The sequence below is a fragment of the Methylomonas sp. DH-1 genome, from assembly GCF_046097555.1.
GTDB classification, from domain to species: domain Bacteria; phylum Pseudomonadota; class Gammaproteobacteria; order Methylococcales; family Methylomonadaceae; genus Methylomonas; species Methylomonas koyamae.
Genome location: NZ_CP143089.1, coordinates 2,915,055 through 2,935,366 on the forward strand (window position 1 = coordinate 2,915,055; position 20,312 = coordinate 2,935,366).

The 20,312-nt window shown below is 57.2% G+C and carries 16 protein-coding genes; 11 read left to right on the forward strand and 5 right to left on the reverse strand.

Annotated elements, in window-relative coordinates:
* Positions 1 to 68: 68 nt before the first annotated feature.
* Positions 69 to 959: a cysteine synthase CysM gene (gene cysM, locus VXJ35_RS13355; protein WP_064021934.1), complete on the reverse strand. Its 891-nt coding sequence runs from the start codon at positions 957 to 959 to the stop codon at positions 69 to 71.
* 124 nt (positions 960 to 1,083) lie between these two features.
* Between cysM and ppk1 the strand changes: the two genes are divergently transcribed.
* Together ppk1 and dnaQ are read left to right on the forward strand one after the other, a co-directional pair.
* Positions 1,084 to 3,153 (forward strand): polyphosphate kinase 1, encoded by a 2,070-nt coding sequence (gene ppk1, locus VXJ35_RS13360; protein ID WP_064021935.1) that lies wholly within the window; start codon positions 1,084 to 1,086, stop codon positions 3,151 to 3,153.
* Positions 3,154 to 3,162: 9 nt separating this feature from the next.
* Entirely contained in the window at positions 3,163 to 3,879 is a 717-nt protein-coding gene (dnaQ, locus tag VXJ35_RS13365) for a DNA polymerase III subunit epsilon (protein ID WP_064021936.1), read from the forward strand.
* Positions 3,880 to 3,891: 12 nt separating this feature from the next.
* On the opposite strand, the gene VXJ35_RS13370 is transcribed toward dnaQ, so the two are convergent.
* A complete protein-coding gene (locus VXJ35_RS13370; protein WP_064021937.1) occupies positions 3,892 to 4,350 on the reverse strand; it encodes an Rrf2 family transcriptional regulator in 459 nt (152 codons plus the stop codon).
* 109 nt (positions 4,351 to 4,459) lie between these two features.
* On the opposite strand from VXJ35_RS13370, the gene VXJ35_RS13375 reads away from it, so the two are divergent.
* The 4 genes from VXJ35_RS13375 to VXJ35_RS13390 all read left to right on the forward strand — a co-directional run bounded on the left by VXJ35_RS13375 (position 4,460) and on the right by VXJ35_RS13390 (position 7,859).
* Positions 4,460 to 4,798 carry a hypothetical protein gene (locus VXJ35_RS13375; RefSeq protein WP_082880921.1) on the forward strand — a complete coding sequence of 113 codons (339 nt, stop codon included), beginning with the start codon at positions 4,460 to 4,462 and terminating at the stop codon, positions 4,796 to 4,798.
* Complete coding sequence (locus VXJ35_RS13380) at positions 4,791 to 5,393, forward strand: cytochrome c (protein ID WP_064021938.1); 603 nt, start codon at positions 4,791 to 4,793, stop codon at positions 5,391 to 5,393. The genes VXJ35_RS13375 and VXJ35_RS13380 overlap by 8 nt, the downstream gene beginning before the upstream one ends.
* Before the next feature lie 76 nt (positions 5,394 to 5,469).
* Positions 5,470 to 6,897, forward strand: a complete 1,428-nt coding sequence (locus VXJ35_RS13385) for a cbb3-type cytochrome c oxidase subunit I (RefSeq protein WP_064023511.1) — start codon at positions 5,470 to 5,472, stop codon at positions 6,895 to 6,897.
* Between the two features lie 395 nt (positions 6,898 to 7,292).
* A complete protein-coding gene (locus VXJ35_RS13390; protein WP_157198185.1) occupies positions 7,293 to 7,859 on the forward strand; it encodes a hypothetical protein in 567 nt (188 codons plus the stop codon).
* Positions 7,860 to 8,177: 318 nt separating this feature from the next.
* Here the strand turns inward: VXJ35_RS13390 and katG are convergent, their stop codons facing one another.
* Positions 8,178 to 10,397, reverse strand: coding sequence for a catalase/peroxidase HPI (gene katG, locus VXJ35_RS13395; RefSeq protein WP_064021940.1), 2,220 nt, complete (start codon positions 10,395 to 10,397; stop codon positions 8,178 to 8,180).
* Between the two features lie 391 nt (positions 10,398 to 10,788).
* On the opposite strand from katG, the gene VXJ35_RS13400 reads away from it, so the two are divergent.
* The 5 genes from VXJ35_RS13400 to VXJ35_RS13420 all read left to right on the forward strand — a co-directional run bounded on the left by VXJ35_RS13400 (position 10,789) and on the right by VXJ35_RS13420 (position 18,133).
* Positions 10,789 to 11,664: a LysR substrate-binding domain-containing protein gene (locus tag VXJ35_RS13400; RefSeq protein WP_064021941.1), complete on the forward strand. Its 876-nt coding sequence runs from the start codon at positions 10,789 to 10,791 to the stop codon at positions 11,662 to 11,664.
* Between the two features lie 175 nt (positions 11,665 to 11,839).
* Positions 11,840 to 14,440, forward strand: a complete 2,601-nt coding sequence (gene mutS, locus VXJ35_RS13405; RefSeq protein ID WP_064021942.1) for a DNA mismatch repair protein MutS — start codon at positions 11,840 to 11,842, stop codon at positions 14,438 to 14,440.
* Positions 14,441 to 14,562: 122 nt separating this feature from the next.
* Positions 14,563 to 16,869: a CHASE2 domain-containing protein gene (locus VXJ35_RS13410; RefSeq protein WP_064021943.1), complete on the forward strand. Its 2,307-nt coding sequence runs from the start codon at positions 14,563 to 14,565 to the stop codon at positions 16,867 to 16,869.
* A 206-nt stretch (positions 16,870 to 17,075) separates the two neighbouring features.
* Positions 17,076 to 17,522, forward strand: a complete 447-nt coding sequence (locus VXJ35_RS13415) for a FecR domain-containing protein (RefSeq protein WP_064021944.1) — start codon at positions 17,076 to 17,078, stop codon at positions 17,520 to 17,522.
* Between the two features lie 14 nt (positions 17,523 to 17,536).
* Positions 17,537 to 18,133, forward strand: coding sequence for an OmpA family protein (locus tag VXJ35_RS13420; RefSeq protein ID WP_064021945.1), 597 nt, complete (start codon positions 17,537 to 17,539; stop codon positions 18,131 to 18,133).
* Between the two features lie 39 nt (positions 18,134 to 18,172).
* Here the strand turns inward: VXJ35_RS13420 and VXJ35_RS13425 are convergent, their stop codons facing one another.
* Both VXJ35_RS13425 and rseP read right to left on the reverse strand, forming a co-directional pair.
* Positions 18,173 to 18,880, reverse strand: coding sequence for a DsbC family protein (locus tag VXJ35_RS13425; protein WP_064021946.1), 708 nt, complete (start codon positions 18,878 to 18,880; stop codon positions 18,173 to 18,175).
* A gap of 64 nt (positions 18,881 to 18,944) precedes the next feature.
* Complete coding sequence (rseP, locus tag VXJ35_RS13430) at positions 18,945 to 20,309, reverse strand: RIP metalloprotease RseP (RefSeq protein WP_064021947.1); 1,365 nt, start codon at positions 20,307 to 20,309, stop codon at positions 18,945 to 18,947.
* Positions 20,310 to 20,312 lie beyond the last annotated feature (3 nt).

A 20,312-nucleotide genomic window follows, 5' to 3' on the forward strand; every position in this document is an offset into this window, starting at 1 on the left:
GGCTAGCTCGGCAGAGCGTACCCGGCATGACAGGATTCGAATGCAACCGATGCGTTACAAGCGGTTGTTCAGGTTGGAAACACGCCGGTCGACAAATAGCGGTCGCCGCGGTCGCAGACGATGGTGACGATCACGCCATTTTCGACTTGCTCGGCCAATTTCAACGCGGCGAACACGGCGCCGCCGGACGAGACGCCGGCAAAGATACCTTCAACGGCGGCCAGACTGCGCGTGGTGTTTTCCGCATCCAATTGCTCGACTTCGATGATCCGGTCCACCCGGTCGGCGTCGTAGATTTTCGGCAGGTATTCCTTGGGCCAACGGCGAATGCCGGGTATTTTCGATTCCCCTGCCGGCTGCACGCCGACGATTTGAATCGCCGGATTTTGCTCCTTTAAATACCTCGATGTACCCATAATCGTACCGGTAGTCCCCATCGAGCTGACGAAATGAGTCACTTTGCCTTCGGTGTCGCGCCAGATTTCCGGGCCGGTGCCTTCGTAATGCGCGCGCGGGTTATCCGGATTGGCAAATTGGTCCAAGATTCGGCCTTCGCCGCGCGCCTCCATGGCCCGCGCCAGGTCAATCGCACCTTCCATGCTTTGCTTGGCCGGCGTCAAAATGATTTCAGCGCCATAGGCTTTCATCGACGCAATCCGTTCCGCACTCATGTTGTCGGGCATGATCAAGGTCATTTTATAGCCCTTGATCGCCGCAGCCATCGCCAAGGCGATACCGGTATTGCCGCTGGTCGCTTCGATCAGGCGGTCGCCGGGCTTGATCTCGCCGCGGGCTTCAGCGTGCTTGATCATGCTGACCGCCGGCCTATCCTTGACCGAACCGGCCGGATTATTGCCTTCCAACTTCAATAAAACGGTGTTGCCGCCGGCCACCGGCAAACGCTGCAGGCGCACCAATGGCGTATTTCCGACAAAAGATTCAATGGTTGGAAAGTTCATGAATAGCATCCGATTTGCGTAATCGCGGCGATTATAGCAAGTTCGAAGCCTGGGGCGCCGCTGTAACCCAAGCCTAAAAGTTTTCCTTTATAATCGAGCCACCCCAATCCAACCCGCAGCACACATGGAATCCATCGACTTGACCAGCCCCGAACTCTACCTGAACCGCGAACACAGCCTGCTGGAATTCAACGTACGGGTGCTGGCGCAGGCGTTGGACGAACGGCTGCCGCTGCTGGAGCGCCTGAATTACTTATGCATATCCTGTTCCAACCTCGACGAGTTCTACGAAGTGCGCGTCGCCAGCTTGTTGCAAATGGCGGAAATGGACCCCAATCTGGTCAGCGCCGACGGCCTGACCATCAACGAACAGTTCGAGAGAATTTCGCAGAAAGCCCACGAACTGGTCGCCGAACAGTACCGGGTACTGAACGAAATCCTGATCCCCAAGCTGGAAAGCGAAAACATCCGCTTCCTGCGCCGCGACCGCTGGTCGCCGTCGCAAAAAGCCTGGCTGGAAAAATACTTCAACGAGGAATTGCTGCCGATTCTGACGCCGGTGGGTTTGGATTCGGCCCACCCGTTTCCGCGCATCCTGAACAAGAGTTTGAATTTCCTCATCTCGTTGACCGGAAAGGACGCGTTCGGCCGTAACAGCGGCCGCGCCGTGCTGCAGGCGCCGCGGGCGCTGCCGCGCATCATTCAATTGCCGGTCAACGAAACCGACAGCGGCCCGCACGATTTCGTGTTTCTGTCGTCTATCATCCATGCCTTCGTCAACGACCTGTTCAACGGCATGACGGTCAAAGGCTGCTACCAATTCCGCGTCACTCGCAACAGCGACTTTTTCGTCGACGACGACGCCATCGACGATTTGCTGTTGGCAGTGGAAGGCGAGCTGGCGATGCGCAACTACGGCGACGAGGTCAGGTTGGAAATCGACGCCAACTGTCCGGAAGAAACCACCAGCTTTCTATTGGCCCGCTTCGACCTAACCCAGGAGCGGCTGTTTCTAGCCAACGGCCCGGTCAATTTAAGCCGGATGCAAGCCATCTATAGCATGGTCGAACGGGCCGATTTAAAATTCCCGCCGTTCAAACCCAGCGTACCGTCGGCTCTCGGCCGCAACAAAGACTTCTTCGCCAGCATCCGTAAACAGGACATCCTGCTACACCACCCCTACGAATCGTTTTCGCCGGTGGTGGACTTCATCAAGCAGGCCGCGGCCGATCCCGATGTGTTGGCGATCAAGCAAACGCTGTACCGTACCGGCGTCGATTCGCCCATCGTTGCCGCGCTGATTAAAGCCGCCCGCGCCGGTAAGGAAGTCACGGTGGTGATCGAATTGCGCGCCCGCTTCGACGAAAAGGACAACATCGGCCTGGCCGCCAAATTGCAGGAAGCTGCCGCCCACGTGGTGTATGGCGTGGTCGGTTACAAGACCCACGCCAAAATGTGCATGGTGCTGCGCAAGGAAGGCAACACGCTGCGCAATTACGTCCATCTCGGCACCGGCAATTACCACCCGCGCACGGCCAGGCTGTATACCGATTACGGCTTGTTCACCTGCGAAAAGGAACTGGCCGAGGACGTGCGCCGGGTATTCATGCAATTGACCAGCCTGGGCAAGGTCAGCAAACTGAATAAATTGCTGCAATCGCCGTTTACGCTACACCACGGCTTACTGAAAATGGTGGAAAGAGAGATCGAACAGGCCAAGAAGGGTAAAGCGGCCAAGATCGTCATCAAGGTCAATGCCGTGGTCGAGGAACAAGCGATCCAGGCCCTCTACCGCGCTTCGCAGGCCGGCGTCGAGATCAAATTAATCGTGCGCGGCGTTTGCTGCCTGCGACCGGGCGTGCCTGGGGTTTCCGAGAATATCGAAGTCCGCTCCATCGTCGGCCGCTTCCTGGAACATACCCGGGTTTATGCCTTCTACAACGGCGGCGATTGGGCCGTGTTTGCCTCCAGCGCGGACCTGATGAATCGCAACCTGTTCCGCCGCGTCGAAGTCTGCTTCCCGATCGCCGACAAGAAAATCGCCGAACGCATACTCGGCGACCTGGACGGTTATTTGAAGGACAACACCCAGGCCTGGCGGCTCGGTTCCGACGGCCAATACCAAAGGGTCAATGACGAGCGGCATCCGCCCTACCAAGTACAAGCCGAGCTACTGAAACATTTTTGTGCCTGAGGCCGCACCATGAGCAAACCGGTAACCCGCCAAGTTGTCCTCGATACCGAAACCACCGGTATCAATCCGAAAGAGGGCCATAAAGTCATCGAAATCGGCTGCGTCGAATTGGTCAACCGTCGGCTGACCCGCAACCATTTCCACGTCTACCTGAATCCGGACCGGGAGATCGACGCCGGGGCAATCGAGGTGCACGGCATCACCAACGAATTCCTGCGCGACAAACCGCGCTTCGCCGACGTGGTCGACGATTTCATGGCATTTACCGCCGGTGCCGAACTGATCATCCATAACGCGCCGTTCGACGTCGGCTTCTTGAATCACGAACTGTCGCTGCTGCCGCGAGAAACCCGTACCGTGGAAAGCAACAGCAGCGTATTCGACACGCTGGCTTACGCCCGCAAAAAACACCCTGGCGCCCGTAATAGTCTGGACGCGTTGTGCAAACGTTACGGCATCGACAACAGCCACCGGGAATTGCACGGCGCGTTGCTCGATGCCGAGATTCTGGCCGACGTCTATTTACTGATGACCGGCGGCCAAGCCTCGTTGCTGGACGAGGGCGACCAGCAGGACGGCGGATTAGAACGCGCCATCGTCAGATTGCCGGCCGATCGGCCACGGTTGAAGGTCATTTCCTGTAGCGACGACGAATTGGCGGCGCATCGGCAACGTTTGGCAAAAATCACTAAAGCCAGCGGCGGCGTCTGCCTGTGGCAAGAATAAAACCGGCGGCGTTTAGCGCGGGTCGGGGCCCCGCTCGGCCAAACCGGCGACGGATTTGGCCGACATTGCCGGTACGCTGATGTCGCTTAACGCGGCTTTATCCAGCGTTTGCAAAAATTGCTCGATGGCCCTGCCCAGCAAACCGGTCAAGCCGCAGCCATACTCCAAAGGGCATAGCCCTTGTTTCTTCGGGTTGAAGCACTCGGCCATTTGAAACCGGCCTTCGACTTCGCGGACCACGCTGCCGATACTGATTTCCCGACCGGGCCGGGACAAGCGGATGCCGCCGCCTTTGCCGCGTACGGTCTGAATAAAACCCTTTACCCCCAGCTTGTGCACGACTTTGACCAGATGGTTGCGGGAAATACCGAAGAAATCGGCCAGCTCGGTAATCGTTACCAATTTTTCGTTATTGACGTTCAGATATATCAGTACGCGCAGCGCGTAATCGGTATGGGCAGTCAGTTGCATGTTCAGTCCTCGTTAAAGCTGCATTTGAAATAAATGTTAATGGCGCTTACACTTGCCGTAAAGCTGCATTTAAAAAACACCTTAAAAACTGACCCAGCGGTGGCAACCGATGTTGATCGAACCCGTGGCCTTATCCGATTTTTTTCTGAGTTTTTTCACTGCGGCATCGATCATTTTGCTCGCCACGCTATACGCGGCGCTATTCGCTTGGGGCAAGGCCAGCGGCCGCCGCTCGCTCGGGATCGCCGCTTGGCTCTGTTACCTCGCATTACTGGTTTGCGTCGCAATATTTAGCTACGTCAACCATTTCAGCGGCTATTGGTTGGCGCTTTCGCTGCTGATGGCGCTGGGTTACGGCTGGATGCCGCGTTTCATCTGGCGATTGTGCGCTGCGACGCACCAGCCGGACCACCACCACCCTCACCAACCTGGAGGTCACCATGACTGAACAAATTCCACCCCGCTGGGCGTCGGAAACTTTCTGGAAGAAAACCGCAATCTGGGTCACCGGCGGCTCGTTTGTACTGCTAGTGGTATTAACCTTCGACTCGTTGGCCAAGATTTCCGCCGGCGGCCCGCGGGTACCGGCTTTCAGCGTGATCAATAAAGATGTCGGTTACCGTTTCGATAAGGCCAAACAACGCTACCAGCCGGTGATCGGCGACGACGCGCCGCTATTCGGCAAGACCTTAACTGAAGAGGAAGCGGAAAAATTGGTCGATCTGGGCAAAAAAACCGTACAAGCCAAAAATTGCATGAATTGCCACACCCTGCTCGGCAACGGCGCCTATTACGCACCGGATCTGACCAAAGCCTGGCTGGATCAAGGCTGGATCGCCAAGGAATCGCGCGAACAGATGATGCTTAATTTCCTGCTCGATCCGGAAAAAAATGCGCGCACCTTCGGTTCTAACCGCAAGATGCCGAATCTGGACATCACCCCACAAGAAGCCGAAGGCATCGTCGCTTTCCTGAAATGGATGGCATCCATCGACACCAATGGCTTCCCGCACAATTTCAGAGCACTCGGCGCAGAGGAATAACACGATGACAGTGACAACTTTCCAAGACAAAGCGGCCGCCTGCTGGTCCGGCTGCAAGCAACGCCACGCCGATTTCATGGCCAATCCGCATTTGAGCGGTGGTCAGAAACTGGCGGTGCATTACTTTACCGTCGCCATGGTGCTGTTCATGGCGCAATTGCTGTTCGGCCTGTTGGCCGGCCTGCAGTTTTTGTTTCCGAGCTTTTTATATGAAATCCTCGATTTCAACGTCAACCGCATGGTGCACATCAACGCCATGGTCGTGTGGATGTTGTACGGCTTCATCGGTTCGGTGTATTGGTTTCTGGAAGACGAAAGCGGCGTCGAAATCGTCGGCCTGAAGTGGGGACAACTGGCGTTCTGGGTGCTGACCGGCGCCGTCACGTTGGTGGTTTTGGTCTACTTGTTCATCCAGTTCGGCGCCGGCAACGACACCTCGCTGTGGCTGATCAACGAAGGCCGCGAGTACATCGAAGCTCCGCGCTGGGCCGACATCGGCATCGTGGTTGTGGTGTTGACCTTCTTTTATAACGTCGCCGCGACCTTCGCCAAAGGCCAATGGTCCGGCATCGCCGGCGTACTGGTGCTGGACTTGGTGGCTTTGGCCGGTTTGTATCTGGCCGGCATGTTTTACGTCACCAATATCTCGGTCGACCAATACTGGTGGTGGTGGGTCATCCATCTTTGGGTGGAAGCCACCTGGGAAGTCTTGGTCGGCTGCATCATGGCCTGGAGTTTAATGAAACTGCTCGGCGTGCGCCGCCAGATCGTGCAAACCTGGCTATATATCGAAGTGGCGTTGATGTTCGGCTCCGGCATTTTGGGCCTGGGCCACCATTATTTCTGGATCGGCACGCCGGAATATTGGTTCAGCATCGGCGGCTTCTTCTCGGCGTTGGAACCGATCCCGCTGGTAGCGATGGTCGTGCATTCAGTCTACGACTCCGGCGTCCACCGCTTCAAAAACAGCAACCACCCGGCCCTGGCCTGGATCATCGCCCATACCTTCGGCAACTTTCTCGGCGCCGGCGTTTGGGGTTTCATGCATACCCTGCCGCAAATCAACCTGTACACCCACGGCACCCAATGGTCGGCCTCGCACGGCCACCTGGCCTTCTTCGGCGCCTATGCCACGATCAACATCGCCTTCTTTTATTTGGCGGCGCAACAAGCGCGCGGCAATGTCTGGATGGGCGGCGACCTGGCCAACGGCTGGCGCTGGAAGGCGGCGGCGATTCTGCTGAATCTTGGCGTGCTGGGCATGACCGTAGCATTGCTGATCGCCGGCTACGAACAATCCTTCATCGAACGCGCCGTCGAAGGTTCGACCTGGGCCGGCTACTTCGCCGCGCAAAACCACCCCTGGTTCATGCAAGCCATGGTCTGGCGCATGGTATTCGGCTTGATGACAGCGGCAGGCGGCGGCTTGCTGTTCTGGGATTTGCTGGAAATCGGCAAAGGCGAACAACGGCCCGCCGCCGTGATCGCCAACGAAACCGAATAATCGGTTAGCGGTCCAACCGGGCAAGCGCAGGTCGGCTTGCCCGGGTGTTCGGCCATAGGCGCCGATGGCCGGCGTTAAGTAACCCACCGCTCAGATTCGATTTCCCCGGCTCTGGCCGAGATCTCGCTTGCAGAACAATCCTCTACCCATCCGCTCCAGGCCCGCCGCTGTTAGACAAACTCCATCCCGCAAGCCATGCGCCGTTGTCGGGGATGGCGGCCTCTCCCGCTGGAACCCTAGTTTCCGGATGCCATCCGTCGGCATTTTCATCGCAAAAGTGTGACTGCCCGACGTTATTTTGCCGAATCCGTTTGTCGGTTCGCGTAAACCTCTTCGATACTGTGCCATCCAGCGCTTGCGTTCGGATAACTAAAACAACGATAACGAGAACATTCATGGCAACGCTAACTCCACGCTCTTACCGACCCGCCTTGGCGGCCGCATTGATTTTCAGTACTGCGGCGACCGCTTCTTTCGTCAACACCTCGCCGTTGATCGCGAGTTCGCGCAGCTCACGCAATGTCGACAACGGCTATGCCGGCCTGAAATGGACCTTGGGAGAAAGCTTCATACCGGAACTGGTGGTCGGGTTTCGCCATGCCAACGTCGGCTCGAACGGCGAGACCTACGGCGGCGACATTTCATTTTCGTTTCGCGTCTGGGGCGGACTGCAACCCGGCCAGATCCGCTTGAAATATTTTAACGGCGCCGATTATTTGCAGGGCGAAGTCGGCGGCGGCTACGACTTCAAAAACGGATTCTTCGTCGGTCTCGGCGGCAAAGCCCCATTTTCCAGCGTCGGCCTGGATTACCAATTTAGCGGCCGGGTGCCGTTGGTACCCTATTTCATGCTGGATTCTATCGGCCAATACCGCAAGCCGGCGGTCAATTTCAGAATCACCTGTCCGTTACCAGGCCAACATTACAACCCGGTAACCGGGCTCTGCGGCGGAATCATCTAAATTTCGAGCGGCCGACGCCTTGCGCGCCGCCGCCGTTAAATTTTTCGCCGATGCAGCGGATGGCTGTTAAACGCCTTGTCCCCTGCCGCCAATGCTCGCTACGTTACTGCGTGGCGTATTGGGCAAACCCGGCGGCCCATACATCGGCAGTTTTTCCGTCAAAGGCAAGGAGTCGTTGCTCTAATTCTGCCCCTCCCAATCCGAACCATCGTCTGATTGCTGGCGATAATCCAAACCACCCCACGCTATTGCCATCAATGGGATCAACCGGTTCGCTCAACCTGGCCCTAATTTCGGCCAAGTTGAGCGCTGCGCTAGTTAACGTAAGTCGAAACGGTCCAAATCCATCACCTTGGCCCAGGCCTTGGCGAAGTCCTGCGCGAACTTTTGCTTTGCATCGTCGGAGGCATAGACTTCCGCCACGGCCCGTAACTCGGAGTGGGAGCCGAAGATCAAATCCACCGGCGTCGCGGTCCATTTGAGTTGGCCGCTGGCCCGGTCCTTGCCTTCGTAAACGCCTTCGGTCGCCGACTTGCTCCATTGGGTGCCCATATCCAGCAAGTTGACGAAGAAGTCATTGCTTAACGTACCCGGTTTGCTGGTGAATACGCCGTGTTTGGCATGACCGGCGTTGGCATCCAAAGCCCGCATGCCGCCGACCAGAACGGTCATTTCCGGCACGCTCAAGGTCAGGAAATTGGCGCGCTCGACCAGCATTTCCGCTGGCGAATGGGCGTTATCCTTGGCAAAGAAGTTGCGGAAGCCGTCGGCTTTTGGTTCCAGTACCGCCGCCGAGTTCACGTCGGTCTGGTCCTGCGAGGCATCCATCCTGCCCGGTTTGAACGGCACTTGCACTTTGACGCCGGCTTTCTTGGCGGCTTCTTCCACCGCCGCCGAACCGCCGAGCACGATCACGTCGGCCAGCGATACTTTCTTGCCGCCTTTCAAGGAACGGTTGAGGTCGCCTTGGATGGCTTCCAGTTTAGCCAACACCTTCGCCAATTCGGCGGGATCGTTGGCTTCCCAATCTTTTTGCGGCGCTAGTCGAATCCGGGCGCCGTTGGCCCCGCCGCGCATATCGGTGCCACGGAAGGTCGCCGCCGAGGCCCAGGCGGTTCTGACCAGTTCCGGAATGGTTAAATCCGAGGCCAGGATGGCTGCTTTCAACTTGGCGGTATCCTTGGCGTCGATCAGTTTATGGTCGACTTTCGGGATCGGGTCTTGCCAGACGAAATCCTCGGCCGGCACTTCGGCACCGACATAGCGCGCCTTCGGTCCCATGTCGCGGTGGGTCAACTTGAACCAGGCCTTGGCGAACGCGGCTTCGAACTCTTTCGGGTTATCCAGAAAGCGTTTGGAGATCTTTTGGTAGTCCGGGTCCATTTTCAACGCCAAGTCGGTGGTGAACATGATAGGTGGATGGCGCTTGCTGGTATCGTGGGCGTCCGGCACGAAATTGTCGCCCTTGCCGTCTTTCGGTATCCATTGCGTGGCGCCGGCCGGGCTCTTGGTTTGCTGCCAATCGAAGCTGTACAACCAGGTCAGATAGTCGTGGGTCCAGCGGGTCGGATTGGTCGACCAGGCGCCTTCCAGGCCACTGCTGACGGTGTCCGCGCCGTGTCCGGTTCCGCATTTATTGGCCCAACCCAAGCCTTGCTGTTCGATCGGGGCGGCGGCCGGTTCCTTGCCGACGCATTCGTCGGGTTTATGCGCGCCGTGCGCCTTGCCGAAGGTGTGGCCGCCGGCGATCAGCGCCACGGTTTCTTCGTCGTTCATCGCCATCCGGCCGAAGGCTTCGCGGATATGCTTGGCGGCGGCCAACGGGTCGGGATTGCCGCCCGGTCCTTCGGGATTGACGTAGATCAGCCCCATTTGCGTGGCGCCCAACGGCTTGGACAGTTCGCCGTTGGCGCTGTGGCGTTCGTCGGCCAGAAATTTCTTCTCCATGCCCCAGTTGACGTTCTCGGCTTCCCAATCGTCGGCACGGCCGCCGGCAAAACCAATGGTTTTGAAACCCATGTCTTCCAGTGCCACATTGCCGGCCAGCACCATCAGGTCGGCCCACGACAGTTTGGCGCCGTATTTTTGCTTGACCGGCCACAACAGGCGACGGGCTTTATCGAGGTTGACGTTATCCGGCCAACTGTTCAATGGTTCGAAGCGTTGTTGGCCGCCGGAGGCGCCGCCGCGACCGTCGAAAATGCGATAGACGCCGGCGCTATGCCAGGCCATGCGGATGAAAAACGGCCCGTAATTGCCGTAATCCGCCGGCCACCAGGGCTGGGAGGTGTGCAGTGCGTTGGCTATATCCCTTTTCACCGCTTTCAGGTCGAGGGTTTTGAATTGTTCGGCGTAATTAAAGGCCTGGCCTAGCGGATTGGACTCGGCCGAATTTTGCCGTAGCGGTCGCAAATCCAGTTGCTCCGGCCACCAGAAGCTGTTGGTCGTCGGCTGCATATCGGCAAACGCGGTGGTCGGCAATGCTGCGCCGATGGCTACCGCCAATGCGGAAGCCAGGAATAATTGCTTGGTTTTCATAGTGCACCTCAGTTCCTTATTGTTAGTCAATCAAAAACATACCGTCGCTTTTGCAGTTTAGACGCCGCTCCCGGATTAGCCCAGCGGCCGACAAAACTAGGCGGCAACTTTCCGAAGCGGAAGGTTGCGCGCCGGCTGCCGCCGATAGGGTATTACCGAATCTTGTTTGCATCCTGGGATATAAACCCAGACTGGTTTAAGCACCGTTGGCTGATTGCGCATCCGCTGTTGGATCGCTTCGGTGGTTATATTCAATCGAATCGAGCCGATAATTTGAAATTGATTGCATCGATAAGCCGATAGGCCGAGTCAATGGCTACGGCGTTTAGCTGGTATCATTCCGCGCCGGACAGCGTTTGTCCGACCTTATAACCAACAGCGGGCACGATAGATGACTTTGCGCGATTTGAGCTATCTGCTGGCGGTAGCGGAATTCAGAAACTTCAGCCAAGCGGCTGAACACTGTGCAATAAGCCAGCCGACTTTAAGTACCCAAATCAAAAAACTCGAGGACTATCTGGGGATAGACCTGTTTCTGCGCGACAAAAATAATATCGCCGTTACCGACGCTTGCCGCGAAATCCTGCCCATCGCCCGCAGGATACTTGACGACGTTCGCTCGATTCGGCAAATTGCCGCCCATGCCAGCGCCCGGCACCGCAACCAACTATCGCTCGCCGCGTTTCCGTCGCTGGCGAGTTATGTGCTGCCGGAATACGTGTTTCGGATCAAACAACATTATCCGGACCTGAAATTACAGTTGGTCGAAGAAAAAACTCATGCGCTGATCGCGTTGCTGCTCGACAAAAAGTTGGACGCCGCCCTGCTGGCCTTGCCGGTGGAACACGCAGCGCTGGAATATCGGCTGTTATTCGAAGACCCGTTCACATTGGCGGTAAGTGCCGACCATCCGCTCGCGGGGCTGGAGGAAGTCGACCTGAACCTGGCCGCCGGGGAAAACCTGCTGTTGCTCGACGAAGGCCATTGCCTGCGCGACCAGGCCTTGAAGTTATGCGATCCGGCACGCTTCGTCGAACACGATTTTCGGGCGTCCAGCCTGGAAACCCTGCGCTTCATGGTCAAGAACGGCGTCGGCGTCACATTGATGCCGTCCGTTGCGATTCAACCGGAAGACAAGGACATTCGTTATATCGACATCCGCCAACGGCCCAGTCGTTCCATCGCGCTGGTCTGGCTGAAAACCCATCCGCGTAGCGCGTTGCTGGAAACCATGGCCAAACTGCTGGCGTACAAGCCGCTGCCCTAGGCGCCGGCGCGCGCGCCACGCCGGGAAAGTTAAGCATAACCAGGATTTCGGCGGTTTGGTCTGGGTGGACCGCATCGCGGTTCCCATTATCGAGGCCGGACAATTTCGACCGGTTGCGCCTCAACGGGACAATACCAAACTTAACTGAATTAATACCCATATCTTTGATTTATAAATGGATAACCGAACAACAACTCAATCCAGACAAGAAGCGGCTCCGCAACACACCCCGATGATGCAGCAATACCTGCGCATCAAGGCGCAACATCCGGAGATTTTGTTGTTTTACCGGATGGGCGATTTTTACGAGCTGTTTTACGACGACGCCAAGCGCGCCGCACAATTGCTGGACATTACCCTGACCGCGCGCGGCGCCTCGGCCGGCGCGCCGATTCCGATGGCTGGCATCCCTTACCACGCCGCCGAAAACTATATCGCCAGACTGTTGAAACAAGGCGAGTCGATCGCGATCTGCGAGCAAATCGGCGATCCCGGCAAGACCAAGGGACCGGTCGAGCGTAAAGTCGTGCGCATCGTCACACCCGGCACCGTCACCGACGAGGCGCTACTGGAAGATCGCAAGGACAATCTGCTGGTGGCGCTGGCCCGCTTCGATAAATCGATTGGCTTGGCCTGCCTGGATTTGACCAGCGGCAAGTTCGTGTTGCAACAACTGGACAACGACAGCCAACTGCTGGCCGAAATCGAACGGCTGAATCCGGCCGAATTGCTGTATAGCGAAGACCAAGCCTTGCCTGCCGGCGTCAAGGAACGCAAAGGCCTGTGCAAGCGGCCGCCCTGGCATTTCGAGTTGGATAGTTGCCGGCAATTGATACTCAAGCAATTCAACTGCCACGATCTGAAAGGCTTCGGCTGCGAACAGCTGCCGGCGGCGATTTGCGCGGCCGGTTGCTTGCTGCAATACGTGCGCGACACCCAATTCAACGCCCTACCCCACATCCGCGGCATCGCGGTCGAGAATGAAGGCGATAGCATCAGCCTGGACGCCGCCAGCCGCCGCAACCTAGAGCTGGACAGCCACCCCAGCGGTCAATTGCAATACACCCTGCTCGGCGTGCTGGACAAAACCGCCACGGCGATGGGCAGCCGCTGTTTGCGGCGCTGGTTGCACCGGCCGCTGCGCGATCAAGTCATCGTCAACGGCCGTTACGCCTGCATCGCCAGCCTGATCGACAACGAGCTGTATCGCGATTTGCAAACCAGCCTGCGCCAGGTTGGCGACATCGAACGCATCAGTTCGCGTATCGCCTTGAAATCGGCCCGGCCGCGCGACTTGCTGACCCTGCGGCTAACCTTGGCCGTATTGCCGGAGCTGCAACAAAAACTGGCCGGTAGCGACAATCCGCACCTGGACGCGTTGCGCGGGCAATTGCGCGAACATCCGGAATTGGTCGATCTGTTGCAGCGCGCCATCATAGCCAATCCGCCGATGTTGATCCGCGACGGCGGCGTGATCGCCCCCGGTTTCAACGCCGAACTCGACGAACTGCGCAACCTGAGCCAGAACGCCGACCAATTTTTGATCGATATGGAACAGCGCGAACGCGCCAGCACCGGCATCGCCAATTTAAAGGTGAATTACAACCGGGTGCACGGCTATTACATCGAAATATCCAACGCCCAGGCCGACAAGGTGCCGGTGCATTACACCCGCAAACAGACTTTGAAAGGCGCCGAGCGCTATATCACGCCGGAGTTGAAGTCATTCGAGGACAAGGTGCTCAGTGCACGGGAAAAATCGTTGGCGTTTGAGAAGGCCTTGTACGACGAGTTATTGGTGACGCTAGGCGAAAACCTGATTGATTTACAACAATGCGCGACGGCGTTGGCCGAACTGGATGTACTGGTCAACTTTGCCGAACGCGCCGAAACCCTGGACTGGACGCAACCTGTTTTGACGCAAGAGCCCGGCATCCACATCGTCGCCGGCCGCCATCCGGTGGTCGAACAATTGTCCAGCATTCCCTTCGTTGCCAACGACCTGGACTTTTCCGGCGACAGACGCATGCTGGTCATCACCGGCCCCAACATGGGCGGTAAATCGACCTACATGCGCCAGGCCGCCTTGATCGTGTTGCTGGCCCACATCGGCAGTTACGTGCCGGCGCAATCGTTAACGTGCGGGCCGATAGACAAGATTTTCACCCGCATCGGCGCCTCAGACGACTTGGCCAGCGGCCGCTCGACCTTCATGGTGGAAATGTCGGAAACCGCCAACATCCTGCATAACGCCAGCGCCAACAGTCTGATTTTGATGGACGAAATCGGCCGCGGCACCAGCACCTTCGACGGCCTATCGCTGGCGTGGGCTTGCGCCGATTACCTGGCGCGCAACGTCAAGGCCTTTACCCTGTTCGCCACCCATTATTTCGAATTGACCACGCTGGCCGAGGAACAAACCGGCATCCACAACATTCATCTGGATGCGATGGAACACGGCGACAAGATCGTGTTTTTACATGCGGTCAAGGACGGCCCGGCCAGCCAGAGTTACGGCTTGCAGGTCGCGGCCTTGGCCGGCGTGCCGCAATCGGTGATCGCCAACGCCAAGCACAAGCTGGCGCAATTGGAAAACGTCGCCTACATCGAGCAGCAGGACCGTAGCGAAATCGACCAATTCGATTTGTTTACCAGCCAGGAATGCCATCCGGCGCTGGTGTTGCTGGACGAACTCGATCCGGACCAACTCAGCCCCAGACAAGCTCTGGATACCCTATACCGTTTGGCCGGCTTGGTGAAAAACTACAAAACCTGAAGCGTTGCCAACGCTGCGCAGCCCAGACCGCCGGCGGGCCGGTTGCCAAAATCGGCGCGGCCTTACTTGCCGTGGCGCTAGCCGACTATAATTAGCCGACAGCCATTATTTATGTGAATCCCATGGCGAAACGCCGCTTCGAAAAACCGTTATTGATCTCGATTCTGGCGTTATCGACGGTGCTGCTGACCGTAAGCGATGCGTTGTGGCGCGTCGACCGTTGGATCTACGACATGCAATTGCCGTTACTGGCGTCGCCGGCTTCGCCGGAGATCATCATCATCGAAGTCGACCAGAAAAGCCTGGCCGATTTCGGCCGTTGGCCCTGGCCGCGAGACATCCACGCCCGGTTGCTGGAGTTTTTAGCTCGCTCGAAACCGCGGGCGATAGCCTTGGACTTTATTTTTTCCGAAGCCGACAAATCGCACCCCGAAGCCGATGCCCACCTCGCTCAAGCGTTAACCTTGGCCCGACCGGTAGTGCTACCTGTCGTGGTGGAATATAACGGCCAAACGTTGGTGGAAACCCTGCCGCTGCCGGACTACGCCAAACATGCCGCACTCGGCCACGCCAACGTCGATTTGGACAAAGACGGCATCAGCCGCAGCATACTTTTGCAAGCCGGCTTGGGCGACAGGCTGTGGCCGGCTATGCCTTTGGCACTCTATGCCCAGCAACATCCGGAATTTCTGCAGGCGCTACCCGGCCTGCGCACCGAAACGCCGCGCGATTCGCTGCACGGCGACTTCCGGGTGTGGCTGCCGTTTTTCGATCCGAGCAGCGATTTCGCCCGCCTTTCTTATTCGGAGGTATTGTCCGGCAAAGTCCCGGCCCGAGTATTCGACGGTAAATACGTGCTGGTCGGCTTAACCGCGAGCGGCCTGGAACGCGAATTGCCGGCACCGTTGGCGGTCGGCGGCCGGCCGATGACCGGCGTCGAATTTATCGCCGCCGGCCTGGACGGCTTGTTGAAACAAACGCTGTGGCAGCCCTTACCGGGAATTTGGCAATTTTGGGTGAGCCTGACGATAGCCGGTTGCTCGGTTTGGCTAAGCACCCGGTTCTCGCCGCGCTGGCTGCCGCCGGCTATAATGGCGCTTTCCGTGACGATTCTGAGCGGGAGTTGGCTGCTGCTGCGCCTGAGCCACTATTGGTTCGCGCCGTCGGTAGCGCTTTGCGTGTTGTGGTTCAGTTATCCGCTACGCAGTTGGCGCCATTTCGAGAAATTGATCCAATCCTTGTTCGCGGAACGCAAACGGGCATTTGTCACGCTGAACGCAATCGCCGACGGCGTCATCACGACGACGCCGGACGGCGTGATCGACTACATGAACGCCGCCGCAATCGACATCGTCGGCCATAGGCCACCCAGCTCCAGCAGCCTTAATATCGACCGGATTTTCACTCTGGAAATTCGCGACAAACCATTCGCCATCGCCGATTTGATCCGGCAAAGCATCGCCGAAAACGCCCCGCTGAAATACAGCCATTGCCGGTTGACCGTGTCCGGGCAACACCAAATTACCGCCAACCTGGGGATTGCGCCTTTACTGGCCGGCAAGGGCGTGGCAAGCGGCGCCGTTATCAGCATTAACGATATCGGTGAACGGATGCTGATGGCGAAGATGCTGTTGCAGAAAACCGAAGAGCAAGCCGTAATGCGCGAATTGATTAACCGCGCCGAACAAATGAGTCTGGCCAAAAGCCAGTTCCTGTCGCAAATGAGTCACGAGCTGCGGACACCGCTGAACGCGGTGATCGGTTTCGCGCAACTGCTGCAAATGGACGATCCCGAGCATCCGCTGGATCCTTACCATCTGGATTCGGTGCAAGAGATCCTGAAGGCCGGCCAGCATTTGCTGGGTTTGATCAACGAACTACTCGATCTGGCCAAAATAGAATCGGGCAAAATCGCGATGAATATCCAAAGTGTGGCGCTAGCCGATTTGATTGGCGACTGTACGGCGTTGATTTCTCCGTTGGCACGCAGCAAAGGGCTGAACTTGGCCGTACAAAATCCGTTAGCCCCCGATGCCTTGTTGCAAGTCGACCCGAAACGGGCCAAGCAGATTCTGTTGAATTTCCTGTCCAATGCCGTCAAATACAACAGCCCGCAAGGCCGCATCGATTTGCACGCTCAACTCAGCGGCGGCGACCGGGTCCGTATTTCAGTAACCGACACCGGCCAAGGTGTGGCCGAACAGGAGCAAAAGCTGCTATTCCAGTCGTTTCAACGTTTGGGAGCCGAAAGCAGCGAGATCGAAGGCACCGGTATCGGTTTGGCCATCACCAAACAATTGGCCGAGCTGATGGACGGCGGCGTCGGCGTCAGCAGCACGCCGGGCGTTGGCAGCACTTTCTGGGTGGAATTTCCGCTGGCAAATGAACCCGCCGCGTTGACTCACCCCGTGATTGACCCGGCTCTTTGAGAACTTTGGGATTAAAGCCTGGAGGGTACTCGGCGCGCGGACGGGCACTCAAATCGGGCTTCGACAAGTTTCAGCCCCAACGGAACACCGGTAGGGTTATTACGGCGTCTCTGGGCAGTACGCCAATCGCGGCTATACTTTTCCGGCGCACCTCGCCGCCTTACGCGGCACGACCTACCTTCTTTTTTTCGATTGCCGAGGCTCTTATGAAACGTTTGTTTTTACCGTTATGCGTGGGGTTTGGCCTTACGCTCTCCACTGCCCCATTCGCGGACGATAGCGTAATCGGTTACATCAAAACATCCACCGATGAAACCGCCATCATCGAAGCGGGCAATAAATCAAAGGCCGGCCTCGGATCGGCCGTTCATGTCGGCGACATCATCAAGACCGATGCCAATGGCTCTGCCGGATTGACGCTGAAGGACAACACCGTGCTATCCATCGGCCCGAACACCGAATTGAAAATCGAGGCATACCAATTTTTGCCGGAACAGGACCGGCTGGAATTGAACGCCAGCTTGCTGAGCGGCACCCTGCACTATATTTCCGGAGTCATCGCCAAACTCAAGCCGGAAGCGGTAAGGCTCAACACCCCGACCGGCGTTATCGCGGTCAGAGGAACCCGTTTTCTAGTCAAAATTGCCGAATAAGCCGAGTATTTGCCATGACCAAAATGCCCATATCAAAAAAATTTCTGACATTTGCCGCCGCATTGGCGTTGACCGGTTGCGCCGAATCCTACTTGGTATTGTTGGAGGACCACGACGGCAGCACCGGCAAGGTCACATTCAGCAGCCGGGCCGGCGGCGAAACCTTGGTCGAAACGGCCGGTTACGGTGCCGCGTTGAATAACGACAAGACGGTGTTTAAAGTGGAACAGCAGCGCATCGAAAAAGATTTCGGCCGGGCCTTGGCCTCGGAACCGGTGCGTCCGGAAGTATTCCTGCTGTATTTTGAGACCGGCGGCGCCAAACTGACGCCGGAATCGGCAGCGTTGATACCGAAAATCGTCGAAGCGGCGAGCAATCACCCGGCAGCGGACATCTCGGTGATCGGCCACACCGACACGGTCGGCAATGCGGATAAGAACGAAAAACTGGCGCGAGAACGGGCTGTGGAAGTCAGCCGTTTGTTCGACCCGAGCAAACTGGACGTCAAGGAAGTGACCGTGACCTCGCACGGCGAGAAGAATTTATTGATCAAAACCCCGGACGAAACCTCGGAGCCGAAAAACCGGCGAGTGGAAGTCACGATCCGTTAAACCGGCCGGCGGTCCGGACGGTGCCGGACCGCCCCCGTTTTATTCGCTAGCCAATATCTTGACCAACTGCGCAGCGGGCACGTAACCGGGCAAAATATTCCCTTTTTGGGTCACTATCATCGGCGTGCCGTTCATGCCGAACGCTTCGCCCAAGGCCATATGTTCGTCGACCGGATTTTCGCAGCTTTTGCTATCCAGGCCTTCGCCTTTCTTTGCTGAGGTCAGAGCTTTGTTTCTATCGGCCGCGCACCAGACAGAAACCGCTTTTTTGTAGGAATCGGAACCTTTACCGGCTCTGGGGAAAAACATATAGCGCACTGTGATGCCTTGCGCCAAATATTGATCGATTTCCGAATGCAATTTACGGCAGTAGCCGCAGTCGATGTCGGTAAACACCGAGACCGTGTGTTTGGGAGTCTCCGGTTTGAAGATAATCATCTTCTGTTCGCCGAGCTTGTCCAATTCCGCTTTGCGAGCGCCGGCCAATTTGGTCTCGGTGATATTTTTCTTGGCTTGCACGTCGAATAATTGGCCTTGCACCAAATATTTGCCGTCTTCGGAAGCATAAAAAATATTGCCGCCCATCGTGACTTCGTACAGCCCCTGAATTTCGGACGGTTTAACCGCATCGATTTTGCCTTCCGGCATAAACTCGCTGAGCGCCTTTTTGATTGCCGCTTCGTCGGCAACCGCTTGGCCGCAGGCCATCGCGGCCGATAAGGCCAGAAGGTGTGAGATTTTTTTCATGCTAGTACCAATGGAAGATAGTCAAGGAAAGCGGTTGACCGGGATTGCGCCGATTCGTTCAGCGTTATTGGAATAGCCGGTCGATATCGAGAAACATGGCTAACGCCATCAATAGCATCAACAGGACCATGCCGACCTGTTGAAAATACATCTGCATTTTCTCCGGAACCGGACTGCCTTTGACCGCTTCCACGGCAAAAAACAACAAATGGCCGCCATCCAGAACCGGCACCGGCAAAAGATTCAATACACCGAGACTGACGCTGACCAAACCCAGAAACTTCAGGAAGGCGGTCAGGCCCATTTCGGCGGATTGTCCGGCATACTGGGCGATACTGATCGGACCGCTCAGGTTTTCCACCGACGCCGACCCTACCACCATTTTACCCATCATTTTCAGGGTGTTGACGGCGTAGAACCAGGTTCTTTCGAACGCAGCCGGTACCGCATCGAGCGGGGACAGCGCATGCTTAACCAATAGCGAATCCAACAAATCCTTGGGCGTCTCGACACCTGCGCCGATCTTGCCGATGCTGTTACCGTCCTTCTGCTGCTCTCGGCGCGGTGTTAGCGTTAATTCCGAGCGGGCGCCGTTACGCTCTATCGTTAAGCTAATAGCGACTTCCGGGCGGGCCTGCACATATTCGACCCATTGTTGCCAATCGGCGATCTCGACGCCGTCGGCGCTGACCAGCAGATCGCCGCTTTGCAGACCGGCCTGTTTGGCCACGCCGTCGTCCATCAGTTTGCCGACTACGGGTTTAATCTTCGGCGACCAGGGCTTCAAGCCCAAACGCTTGTGCAAACCTTCCGGCGTTTCGGCATCCTGGTCGGACAAGCGCAGCATATGGCTTTGCCGGCTGTCGTCCGCTGATTTGGTGGTTATACTGATTTCGCGTTCGCCGGCAATCGCCGCCGAGAGCAACGCGTCGAAGGTTTCTATCCAGGTTGGCGTCGTCTTGTCGTTAACGGCGACGATTTCGTCGCCCTCGACCAGACCGGCTTGCTCGGCCAGAGAACCTGGCTCGACTCCGCCGATCAACGGTTTGACCCCGACTTCGCCAATGACCAGTACGACCCAGAACAACAGCACTGCCAGCAGCAGGTTGAACAACGGACCTGCCGCGACTACCGCGGTCCTGGCCCATAACGGCCGCCGATTGAACGCAAACGGCAGATCGGCCTCTTTGACGGCCTCCTCGCGTTCGTCGACCATCTTCACATAACCGCCCAATGGCACCGCAGCAATGACGAATTCGGTATCGTCTGCGCTTTTCCGCCACGACAGCAACGGCTTGCCGAAGCCGATCGAAAAACGGATGACTTTTACCCCGACCTTGCGTGCGACCCAAAAATGGCCGAATTCATGAAACGCCACCAGTACTGCGATGGCGACAATGAAGTAAAACAAGGTATGCAGGGTATCCATCTA